Origin of the sequence: Faecousia intestinalis (assembly GCF_040096185.1) — a bacterium.
Taxonomy (GTDB): Bacteria; Bacillota; Clostridia; order Oscillospirales; family Oscillospiraceae; genus JAZOXB01.
In genome coordinates, this window is the sequence record NZ_JBBMFF010000246.1 from 1 (window position 1) to 11,125 (window position 11,125).

Below are 11,125 nucleotides of genomic sequence, written 5' to 3' on the forward strand. Positions count from 1 at the left end.
GCCATTTCCTGACGGGTGATCGGGGCCTCCGGGCGGAACGTGCCGTCGGGATAGCCGTTGACCACGCCCTGCTCTGCCGCCCAGTTGACGGCGTCGGTGTACCACTGGCCCTCGGCAATGTCCGTGAAGGACGCCGTGCCCTTCGCGGCAGGCTCGCCCGCCTCACGATAGAGGACGGTCGCAAGCGTCGCACGGTCCAGCGTGGCGTTCGGCGCGAAATAGTCTCTGCCGACGCCGTTCATCAGGCCTGCGTCCCAGGCGGCGTAAACGGCATCGTAATACCAGGCGTTCTCGTCCAGGACATCGTTAAAGCGATAGTCGAAGGGCAGCATGGACTTACTCTGCCAGCCGGTCTCCGTATCGATCACGTTCCAAGAATAGGTCTTGCCGTGCTGGCCGCGGAACGTGAGGCGCAGGACCGGCGTTCCATCCTTCTGCGCGGTGTAGGCCGCCCAGGCGAAGTGCACCGTGCCGGGCTTCGAGGCGTCGAGGTCGGTGATGCCGGCCCCGGCATCCAGCGTGCCGCGGGCGGAAACGAGCGTCAGTTCCTCGGGGTACGTCAGCTCCAGCCGGCCGTTCTTCATACCTTCCCAGGTAAGCAGGTCGACCGTCAGGCTGTTCGTTGTGCTGCTGTTCGCTATACTGATGACATAGCCCGCGCCCTCAGGCTCGGCGGCCAGGGCCGTCGCACCGGCGCCCAGCAGCATTACGGCTGCAAGAAGCAGCGCAAAGAGTTTTTTCATCATAACAGGAAGTCTCCTTTCCGTGCCGCGCTCACTGCAGAGCCGGGAGCGGCTGGGCCGTCAGCGTCTCCGCTGCGGCGGGCTCCAGAGCCTGCATACCGGTCTGGCGCTCCGCCCACGGGGCAAGCGCCGCTGCGTCGTCCGCAGCCGCATTCTGCATTGCGGAGTACAGGGCGACGGGCGCCGCGCTGATCTGCCCGATCGAAATGGGCCAGAAGATGTCGGCCGTCAGGTCCACATAGCTGAGCTTGGAGGCTGACGTGGTCAGCACACTGATGTACAGGCGGTTATCCGCATAGTACAGCGCAGAACCGGCGGCGTAGTTCGCCATCACGTCCGGCACGTTGCCGAGCAGCGAGCGGGAGTACAGGCCATAGGTCTTGCGGCCGTAGGCATTCGTGTAGTAAGCCATGGAGAAGAGATAGACGCTGCCGTCGCTGCACAGCATGGCGAAATCATCGCAGGTACCGTACTCGTCGGTTTCCTCCGGGCCGACATAGGTCATGCCGACGATGTAGACACCTCTGCCGATCACGGAGGCAAAGCTGCCGAGGCTCGTCATCGTGCCTGTCGCGGTGTCGACACGCAGGAGGTTGTAGCCGTAACCGGCCAGCAGGGTGCCGCCGTTCAGGTGCGGCAGATAGGTCATGGAGGTGTAGGCCGCTTTGCTCTGCGAACCGATCTTCGTAGCGGTGTAGTCCGTCTCATCGACGCTGTAGAGCGTGGAAACAAGGTTCTTTGCATCATCCAGCTCATTGCTGGCCAGCAGGAGCTTGCCCTCCGGGCCTCTCGTGACGGAAAGGACAGATGCGGGCAGGGGATTGTTTTCGTTCAGGGCCTTGATGCTGCTCTTGTCCTCGGTGTTCAGCTCGAGGAAGAGGGTCGTGTCATCCGTGCCGGGAACGGCCGCACGGAGCGTGGCGTTGGCAGCAGGCTGCTCAACATTGCCGCCGAAGCTCGTCTGATAGGCGGTGACATTGCAGGCGTAGTCATAGACCGCGACGAGCAGGTCGTTGGTGTAGATGCCGTCGAGCGGGAATTCCAGCGTCGTCTCTGTGCCGGGCTCCGTCTGGTTGACGGCCTGACGCGCGAGGATCTGCTTGCCGTTGCGGCTGAGCAGGAGGACGGCCGCGACATAGCGGTTATCCTGCACCGTGACGCTCAGGGAGCGCTTGCCGGTGGCAGCGCTGCTGTGCAGCACGATGTCGTTGGCCTGCGGGGCGGTGTTGTCCAGCACGAAGCGGGTCGTCCAGAAGGCGCTCTCCGGCAGGTTCTCTTCGCCGCCGATGACCGTCTCCGTCTCGCGATCCCAGTAGTATTCCGGGACGGCGCGGGCGACGACCTCGATGGGCGTTCCCTCGGGCAGGAGCGTCTTGTTGTCCGCCGCGGTGCCGCGCCAGCTCAGGTTGACCTGCGTGCCGGTCGCGGACCACGCGGCGGAGGAGGCGGAGTAATATGCGCCGGTCGCCGTGCCGTGGTCAACGGTCGTATAGACCTCGCCGGTCTCGGCATTGCGGATCGTGACCTTCAGATCGGACGCATTGCGGATCATGGTCGGAACGGCCGCATAGATCGTATTGCCGCTCTCATTGGCGAAGGACGCGCGGTCCGCGATGGCCTCGTCATCCTCGGCATAGAGGTTGCCGCCGAAGTAGTAGCCGGACGTGGAGCCTGCCATGCGCTGCACGAGGAAGTTCGTGCGCTGGGCAACATAGCCCGTTGCGCCCTCGGTGCACATATCCTCGAGATATACAGACTTGTCATACATGCTCGGCTCGGCCCAGCTGCCGTAGAAGCCCAGCATCGGGACAGAGAGCTGGCGGCCGTCGCCGTCGCAGGAATCGGCATAGAGGAAGCCCTCGATATAGGAGCCGTTCGGATAATGCCCGTTCAGCCACGCCTTGTCGCCGTCGGTCAGGCGGACGGTGAAGCTGACGTTCATGCTGCCGTTTGCGGGGACCTCGTAGGTCACAGCGTAGACGTCCACGACGCTCTTGTCGCCCTTGACCGCCGCAAGATAGAGCTGCGCATCGGCCGTGGTGATGGTGCCGTCGGCATCGAGGTCGTACTTCTGCACGGTCTCGGCGTCGAGCGCGTCATGCGTACCGTTTGCGGCCTGCAGCAGGACGAGCGCATCCTGCTCGTCGACCTTGTCGTCGCCGTTAAGGTCATAGACATAGACGCTCTTGCCGTCGGCGGAGAACGTCACGTTCGCATCCAGCGCATAGGCGCTGTCGCTCATGTAATCCTCGCCCTCGATCTCCTCGACGGCCATGGTCGTGACCTTGCCGCTGAGTGCATAGTGCAGCGGAGAATCGGACAGGTTCTGGACGGAGAAGCTGCCGGTGTAGACGCCGGTGCGCTCCGCATCGTCGCCAAAAGTCAGCTTGACCTTACCGTCGTTGCCTTCCTTCTCTCCGACGAGCAGATAGGCCGGAGATGTCACGGCCTCCTGCAGCTGCATCAGGCCGGAGCCCTGCTGGCGCGGGGAATAGGTCACGCCGGTGTCCGGGTCGGTCAGCGGCTCGGACGTGCTCATCATGAGCGCCATGGCCAGCGCGCGGACCGTGAGGCCCTCCTGCTTGCTGAGCTTGTGTTCCTTGATGTACTGCGCCATGATCGCTGCGCCGCCCGCTGCGGACGGAGCCGCCATGGACGTGCCGCTCATCATGCCGTAGCTGCTGTGGTTCAGCGTGGAATAGATGTTTCCGCCGGGCGTCATAAGCTCGGGCTTCAGGTCGAGATTTTCCGTCGTGCCCCAGGAGGAGAACGAGCTGGGCTTGTAGCCGTCGGCCACGCCGTGCAGCGTTTCGGCCTTAGCGGAAACGGTCATCTTGCCGCCCCAGAGGCCGGTCGTCTCATCCTGCGTCGAAGCCGCGAGGATCTCCTTCGCCTTGCTCTGCTCGATCATAACGGCAGGGTTCGGGAAGTTATAGCCCGTCAGGTTCATGTTGATGGAGCCGGGCGCGTTGTTGTAGATGACGGCCGCCGCGGCACCTGCCTGAATGGCCGCGTTGGCCTTGTCCGCGAACGAAGAATTGCCGCGGGAGACCAGGACGACCTTGCCCTTCACGTCGACGTTTGCATAGTTCTCGGGCAGGCCGTAGATGCCCTCGCCCTTGACGGGATCGCCGAGGAAGACATAATCATACGTCGTGCCGCTCTGGTCCTCGCTCGTATCGAGCGTGGAGAAATTCTTTGCGCCGTAGGTCTCACCGGTGTCGCCGGGGATCGCGGCAACGCCGTTGAACTTGCCCATCACGCCGCTCATGCTCGTGTTCGTCACGGAGGCGATCGTGAAGGAGTTCGTATAGGAGCCGGGGCTGCCGCCGGTGTGCATGCGCACATCCGTCGTATAGGTCATGCCGGTTCCGGTCAGAACGTTCTCGCCCCATGCGCCGTTGTTGCCGGCAGAGACCGTTACGACGGTATCCGTATTCCGGAAGCTGTCGAGGATCTGCTGATCACTCTTCGAGCCGTAGCTGCGGCCTGCGCTGCCGGAGCCGAGGGACAGGTTGACGCTGTCGCAGTTCAGCCAGATGGCGTCTTCGATGGCGGCCATATAGTCGGAAGAATACGCGCCGCCGCCCACGCCGAAGACCTTCATCACGACGAGCTGGGCATCCGGGGCAACGCCCGTAACGCCGAGCTCCTGCTTATCATAGTACAGGTCGCCGTCAGCGTCATAGTGCGGGACATAGCGGTTCGCCGCCGCGATACCGGCGACATGCGTGCCGTGGTCGCCGTTGCTGTCGCCCTCGGCATCGTGGGAGACATCCAGGCCGTCGTCCACATAGTTATAGGCAAAGGGGACCTTGGCATTGCGGTACAGGTCGTCCGCCTTGGGCGGGTTCTTGTCCGCGGAAATGCTCAGGTTGGGCAGCGCCTTTTTGATCTCTTCCTTCGTCAGAAGGTTGTAATCGGAGATCTTCTTGCCGAAGCTCGCCGCGCTGATGCCCAGGCTGTAGTAATAGCCGCCCTCCGAAAACGAGGGATGCGACAGATCAAGGCCCGTGTCGATGATGGCAATGCGGCTGCCCGCGCCGGTATAGCCGTCCGCCCATGCGCTGTAGGAGCCGACCATCTCGCCCGCAGTCGCCGTATCCGGCTGGACCGTCTCATCAAGCTCGTAGCGTTCCTCCAGGTAGACATCCGCCACGCCGTCCACGGCAAGGATCTGCTCGATCCTGCCATAGGGCACCACCGTTGCAACGCCGTTGACGGCAACGGTGAACTGATAACGGATCTCCAGCTCCTCCCCGCCGAGCGCCTCGCGCTCGATGCGGTCGACCAGAGACAGCTGCTGCTTCTTCAGGCTGCTGCTGTAGCTGGCAGCCTTCTCATTCTCCAGCAGGTCTTTGGTAGAGAAGCCCTTCTTCGCCAGGGATTTCTGCTCGAACAGGATGATCACATGGACCTCCTCGTCCGCGGCAGGAACGTCCTGCTCCGCGTCCTGCTCTGCTTCCGGCAGCACGGCCGCACCCGCATCGATCACGGAAGGATCGACCTCGGTATACGACACGCTTGCCGCACTTGCGCCCGCACCGAAGGACGGCAGGAGAGCAAGCAGCATACAGGCAGCCAGGACAAATGCGAGGGATCGCTTCGCCTTGCCTTTTAACATCGCTTTTACCTCTTTCCTTTGATTTTCATTCTTTTACAGGAAAGGACAAGTCCCATTATCCTTTACCATGCAAAAGTTTAAGATAATTATGCCATAATCCTCCGTCGAATTCAAGGCTTTTTTCGGAAAAATATCCATTTTTTATCGTCATTTGGAGCAAAAGAAGAGGCCGCCCCGCCAAAGCGGAGCAGCCTCTCATCTTTAAGGTTCTGTAAAATCTTTGTGAAATATCAGAAGAATTATTCTGCGACAGCATCCTTCAGAGCCTTACCGGCCTTGAACACAGGAACACGCGTTGCCGGGATCTCGATGGTCTCCTTCGTCTTGGGGTTGCGGCCCGTGCGCGCCTCGCGCTGCTTCGTCTCAAAGGAGCCAAAGCCGACGAGCTGCACCTTGTCACCCTTGACGACGGCTTCCGTGATGGTCTCAACGACGGCGCCGAGCGCCTTCTCTGCGTCCTTGCGGGACAGGCCGGCCTTGTTGGCGACTTCCGCAATGAGTTCAGTCTTGTTCATAATGGGTATCCTCTTTTCTCAGTATATCATTCTCCGGGGAGATCCCCGAGCGCATGCTTATAAAATCTACCACATGCCTGGCAAATACGCAAGGTTTTTTCTGGAAAAAATCAGCGAACGCGCAGAATTTTTGCAATTTTCTCGCCCTTGGGCAGCAGCAGGCAGTCCTCATAGGTCAAAACCTTGAGCACAATGATGAGCACGACGTACACGAGGACCGCCACGACGATGGAGCCGAGGCAGGCGACGGCACGGCCCATGCCGATGCGGCCGAGGCCCCAGTAGGCCAGCCACGTCGTGCCGCCCATGAGAACGGCGGCGATGGTCGTCTTCCACAGGTTCGGCAGGAGCTTCGGCGCATTGCGGCGCAGCACGCGGCGCATGGCGATGAGGTTCAGCACGGTGATGACGGCATAGCAGGCGATGGTGCCGACGGGCGCGCCCGTGATGGCGATATCCGGGTTGCCGACGAGAATGTAGTTGACGATGACCTTGACGATGCCGCCGATGAGCGTGTTGATGACGGGGATGACGGCGTGGTTGTGCGCCTGCATGATGGCGTCCGTCATGAGCACGATGCTGTTGAACACCACGGCGACGCCGAGGATGGCCATGAGCTTCGTGGCAAGCGTGAGGTTCGCGCCGGTGTAGCCGCCGAGCAGGGCAACGATGGGCTCTGCCAGCACGATGAGGCCGACGGCACACGGCATGGCGATGAGGCCCATGAGTCGCAGCGACGAATTCTGCACGGAGCGCACGCCGCGGCGGTCCTGCAGCGTCAGGCTGTTCGTGATCGCCGGGATAATGGCGATGGTGATGCAGGGAATGAAGGCACAGGGGAAATTGAAGATGGTCTGGCAGTAGTTATAAACGCCCTTGACGACGTCCGCGCGCTCCTGCGTGTAGCCCGCGGCATTGATGAGGCGGTTCATGACCGTCGCCGCATCGAACAGGTTGATGATCTGCAGACCGGCTGCGCCGAGCGTGATGGGCACGGCAATGGCCAGCAGGCGCTTGAGCGTCTCGCCTGCGGGTCTTGCCTGCCCCTCCGCGCGGCTGAGCTCGCGCGTGCGGCGGCGCGTCTTGCAGAAGAGGTAGAGGGCCGAGAGCACCGTGCCGATCGTCACGCCCGCGATGGAGCCGGCAGCGGCCAGCGGGCCGTCGCCGAGGCGGTTCATGACGAGCCAGGCAAGGCCGAGGCCGAGGAAGAGCTTGCACAGGGCCTCGATGATCTGGCTGACGGCCGTGGGGGCCATGTTCCCCTGCCCCTGGAAGAAGCCGCGGCAGGCGGAGATGTAGCACACGAAGAGCACGGCCGGGCCGAGCGCAAAGATGGACCACATGGCGTTCGGGTTCTCCATCATGTTGGCCAGCTGCTTCGGGATGAGCAGCATCAGCGCCGAGCCGATGATCCCGATGGACAGGAAGGCCATGAGGGAGACGCGGTAGATCTGGCGCACCTGTTTGCCGTTGTTCAGCGCGCGGGCCTCGGAGATCATGCGGCTCATGGCGACGGGCAGGCCCGTCGTGGAGATCATGAGCAGCACGGTGTAGATATCGTAGGCCGTGGTGAAATAGCCGTAGTTTGCCTCGCCGATGAGGCGGTTGAGCGGGATTTTGAAGAACATGCCGATGACCTTGACGATCATCGTTGCCAGCGACAGCACCGCCGCACCGGCCAGGAAATTCTGCTTCTTCGTTGTCTTTTCTTCCAACATTCATCCGTCCTTTCCGTTGGGATCAGCTGCGCGCTTCTTCGAAAATGCGCGGCATGACGTAGCCGGACAGCTCGCGCACGACGCTGTCGAGGTCGATCGTCGGATACTTGCCCGCAGCATAGAGCACCTGCCCGCGCACCATGGTCATCACGACGTCGTGGCCGGAGGCGGCATAGACGAGATGCGACATCACATTGTGGCACGGCATGAGATGCGGCGACGTGAAGTCGAGCAGCACGAGGTCGGCGTCCATGCCGAGCTTCAGCATGCCGCACTCGGCCTCGCGGCCCTGCGCGCGCGCGCCGCAGACCGTCGCCATCATCAGCACGGCCTCGACCGGCAGCGCCTTCGGGTCGCCGGATGTCACCTTGGCCATGAGGGCCGCGGCCTTCATCTCCTCGAACAGGTCGAGGTTGTTGTTCGACGCGGACGAGTCCGTGCCGAGGGCGACGTTCATGCCCGCCTTGACCATCTCCGTCACGGGGGCGCAGCCGGAGGCGAGCTTCAGGTTCGAAACGGGGCAGTGCACGGCCGTCACGCCGCGCCTGGCCAGCAGGCGCATGTCCTCCGGCGTGACCCAGACGCAGTGGGCCGCAATGGCGCGCGTGTCAAAGACATGGTGGCAGTCGAGCACCTGCGCGGGTGTCAGGCCGTTTCGCTCGAGGCACTGCTCATGCTCGGCCTTCGTCTCGGACAGGTGGACATGCATGCCGACCTTCTCGTTGATGGCAAATTCGCTCAGCGCGTCCCAAAGGCGGTAGTCCGAGGTATATTCGCCGTGCACGGAGGCCTCGACGCGGATGCGGCCGTTGTCATAGCCGTCCCACTTTTCCTTCAGGGCGACAAGCTCGCGGCAGGCGGGGTGCGTTTCAAAGTCGAAGTCCTCGCCGAACAGTGTCGCGCCGCGGGCAATGTTGGCCTTGATGCCGGACTCGGCCACGGCCTCGGCGATCTCGTCGCAGAAGTTATACATATCCGAGATGGATGTCGTGCCGAAGCGGACGCACTCTGCAATGGACAGCAGAGCGGCTGCCTTGGCGCTGCGGCCGTCGAGCCGGTCCTCATGCGGGAAGATATAGTCGTTGAGCCAGCTCGAAAGCTCGACATCGTCGGCATAGCCGCGCAGCACGGACATCGGCAGATGCGTGTGGCAGTTGATCAGGCCGGGCATGAGCACCATGCCCTCACCTGGAACAAGGCGCTTTGTCTTCTCCTTGGGGGCCTCGCGTGCGAGATAGCTGATCTTGCCGTCCGTCACGCCGAGGTAGGCATCAAAGTAGACGTGCATGGCCTCGTCCATGGTCACGATCGTCACATTGGAAAATAAAGTGTCCATAAATTTCCTTTCCGTGCCTCACAGCAGGCGGAACGCCGCGTCCTTCTGAGCCAGAACGTCGTCGATGCGCTCGAGATACTGCTGCGGGAATTTGGGATTGTGGAAGCGCTCCAGACGGCCGTCGGGCAGGTTGATCTTCGTCATCGCCCCGCCGCCGAGCGACACGATGGAATGCATCTCCTCCATCATATAGATGTTGTAAAGTCCGGCCGTTCCCGGGCGGCACCAGCCGATGTTCTCAAAGCTGCCGGACATGTATTTCTGCCGGTAGAGATAGTAGGGCGTGTAGCCCGCTGCGCGGAGCGAGGTCTCCGCTCCGGCCAGCATCTGCGCCACGGCGTCCGCCGAGGGGAGCTCCATCCGCCCGGCATAGAGGTCCGCGCCCTTTTTGAGGGCCAGCGTGTGGACGGTCACATTCTCCGGGGCCAGCGCCAGCACCTGCCGCAGCGAATCGGCAAACGACCCGGGGTCATCGCCGGGCAGGCCCGCGATAAGGTCCATATTCACAGCGTCATAGCCCGCTGCGCGCGCCGCCTCATAGGCGGCCGCGGTCTGCGCCGCGGTGTGGCGGCGGCCGACCCGCGCAAGGACGGCGTCGTTCATGGTCTGGGGGTTGATGCTCATGCGGCCGCAGCCCATGGACGCGATCGTTTCGAGCTTTTCGGCATCGAGCGTGTCCGGGCGGCCGCCTTCCACCGTATATTCTACCAGCTCTGTCAAGTCAATATGTGTCCGCAGCGCCTCCATGAGCCTGCGCAGCTGGGCCGACGAGAGCGTCGTGGGCGTGCCGCCGCCGATATACAGCGTGCGGACCGTCCGGCCGGACGCACGCAGCAGGTCGCCCGTGTGGGCGATCTCACGCACCAGCGCGTCAAGATACGGCTCCAGCAGGCCGGAAAAGCGCTCGATGGACGAGCTGACGAAGCTGCAGTAGGCGCAGCGTGTCGGGCAGAACGGGATGCCGACATAGACGGACACGTCCTGCGGCCGCAGCAGCTGCGCTGCCTGTACCGTGGCCTCCGAGGCCTCGACGCACAGGCGGCTGCGCTCCGGCGAGACATGGTAGCGCGTGCGCAGGAGCTTTTCCGCCTCGGCGGGCGTTTTGCCCTCCAGCAGGGCGCGCGTCGTGAGCTTCGTCGGGCGGACGCCGGACAGACTGCCCCAGGCGGGCGGCTCGCGCAGGCACATGGCCGCCTCATAATAGGTATTTTGCAGCAGACGGCGGCGCGCAGGCACATCGGCCTCTGCCGCGCGCAGGCGGCGGCAGGCGCGGCCCGTTTTGCCGTGCAGCGTGATCTCGGCCGTGGCCGTGAGCCAGACCGCCCCGGTGTGCAGGGTCGAAACGGCTCCGTCCCCGGAGAATGGCTCCGCTGCAGGCTCCATCGGTTCCTCCGGGAAGAGGGCGAGCTGGAGCTGCTCGACGGCATAGCGGTCGTCGTGGCCGCGCAGGAGCAGCTTCATGCCATCGCCTCCCGCAGATAGGGATTGTCCGCGCGCTCGGCGTCCAGCGTCGTGGCAGGGCCGTGGCCGGGCAGGACGGCATAGTTGCCGGGCAGCTCCGCCAGCCGCTTCAGGCTCGCGCCCATCTGTGCCGGAACACCGCCTGCCAGATCGACACGGCCGCAGGAGCCTGCAAAGAGTGTGTCGCCGGAGAACAGGACGTTCTCGCACAGCAGGCACACGGAGCCGGGCGTGTGGCCCGGCGTCTCCAGCACGGTAAAGCGCAGGCTTCCGACCTCGACAGTGTCACCGTCGGCATAGGTGTCGGTGTAATACAGCGGCCCGGCCGTCAGGCGCTCGGGCAGGACCGTGTCCGCCTCGCACAGCCAGACGGGGCAGCGCGCCGCCTCCGCCACGCCGCGCACGCCGCCGACATGGTCAAAATGGCCGTGCGTCAGCAGAACAGCGCGGATGGTCAGGCCATAGCGCTGCACTGCCTCCAGCACGCGCTCTGGCGTATAGCCGGGATCGATGACAGCGCAGACGCCGTCGTCATCCGCAGCGAGATAGCAATTGGTCTGGTAGCTGCCCAGCATCAGGGAATAGACCTTCATGGGATTCTCCTTTTCAGTCATCGGACAAACGCATAGGGGACCCCCAGCGCGCCGGAATAGGGAACCTCTGATTAAATTGCAAGAGCGGTCAGCGAGGGATTTTGTTCCAAATTGAGGTTTGGAAATTGCAGGAAT

Annotated in this window: 7 protein-coding genes; all 7 read right to left on the reverse strand. The window is 63.1% G+C overall.

Features of this window, described 5'->3' with window-relative positions:
• Nucleotides 1-746, reverse strand: a 746-nt coding sequence (locus WMO66_RS11390; protein WP_349136541.1) for an S-layer homology domain-containing protein, incomplete at its 3' end; no start/stop codon positions are given.
• A 28-nt stretch (nucleotides 747-774) separates the two neighbouring features.
• The gene (locus WMO66_RS11395) at nucleotides 775-5,367 is read right to left on the reverse strand and encodes a S8 family serine peptidase (RefSeq protein WP_349136542.1); all 4,593 of its coding nucleotides are present in this window, start codon (nucleotides 5,365-5,367) and stop codon (nucleotides 775-777) included.
• 239 nt (nucleotides 5,368-5,606) lie between these two features.
• Nucleotides 5,607-5,882, reverse strand: a complete 276-nt coding sequence (locus WMO66_RS11400) for an HU family DNA-binding protein (RefSeq protein ID WP_349136543.1) — start codon at nucleotides 5,880-5,882, stop codon at nucleotides 5,607-5,609.
• Between the two features lie 110 nt (nucleotides 5,883-5,992).
• Nucleotides 5,993-7,600: a putative polysaccharide biosynthesis protein gene (locus WMO66_RS11405; protein ID WP_349136544.1), complete on the reverse strand. Its 1,608-nt coding sequence runs from the start codon at nucleotides 7,598-7,600 to the stop codon at nucleotides 5,993-5,995.
• Nucleotides 7,601-7,622: 22 nt separating this feature from the next.
• Nucleotides 7,623-8,936, reverse strand: coding sequence for an amidohydrolase family protein (locus WMO66_RS11410; protein ID WP_349136545.1), 1,314 nt, complete (start codon nucleotides 8,934-8,936; stop codon nucleotides 7,623-7,625).
• An 18-nt stretch (nucleotides 8,937-8,954) separates the two neighbouring features.
• Complete coding sequence (hemZ, locus tag WMO66_RS11415; RefSeq protein ID WP_349136546.1) at nucleotides 8,955-10,397, reverse strand: coproporphyrinogen dehydrogenase HemZ; 1,443 nt, start codon at nucleotides 10,395-10,397, stop codon at nucleotides 8,955-8,957.
• Nucleotides 10,394-10,990, reverse strand: coding sequence for an MBL fold metallo-hydrolase (locus tag WMO66_RS11420; RefSeq protein ID WP_349136547.1), 597 nt, complete (start codon nucleotides 10,988-10,990; stop codon nucleotides 10,394-10,396). The genes hemZ and WMO66_RS11420 overlap by 4 nt, the downstream gene beginning before the upstream one ends.
• Nucleotides 10,991-11,125 lie beyond the last annotated feature (135 nt).

Bases quoted from the DNA above. Each gene is read 5' to 3' on its own strand.
- WMO66_RS11420 (WP_349136547.1), bottom strand. From the start codon at position 10,990: ATGAAGGTCTATTCCCTGATGCTGGGCAGCTACCAGACCAATTGCTAT.
- WMO66_RS11410 (WP_349136545.1), bottom strand. From the start codon at position 8,936: ATGGACACTTTATTTTCCAATGTGACGATCGTGACCATGGACGAGGCC.
- WMO66_RS11405 (WP_349136544.1), bottom strand. From the start codon at position 7,600: ATGTTGGAAGAAAAGACAACGAAGAAGCAGAATTTCCTGGCCGGTGCG.
- hemZ (WP_349136546.1), bottom strand. From the start codon at position 10,397: ATGAAGCTGCTCCTGCGCGGCCACGACGACCGCTATGCCGTCGAGCAG.
- WMO66_RS11400 (WP_349136543.1), bottom strand. From the start codon at position 5,882: ATGAACAAGACTGAACTCATTGCGGAAGTCGCCAACAAGGCCGGCCTG.
- WMO66_RS11395 (WP_349136542.1), bottom strand. From the start codon at position 5,367: ATGTTAAAAGGCAAGGCGAAGCGATCCCTCGCATTTGTCCTGGCTGCC.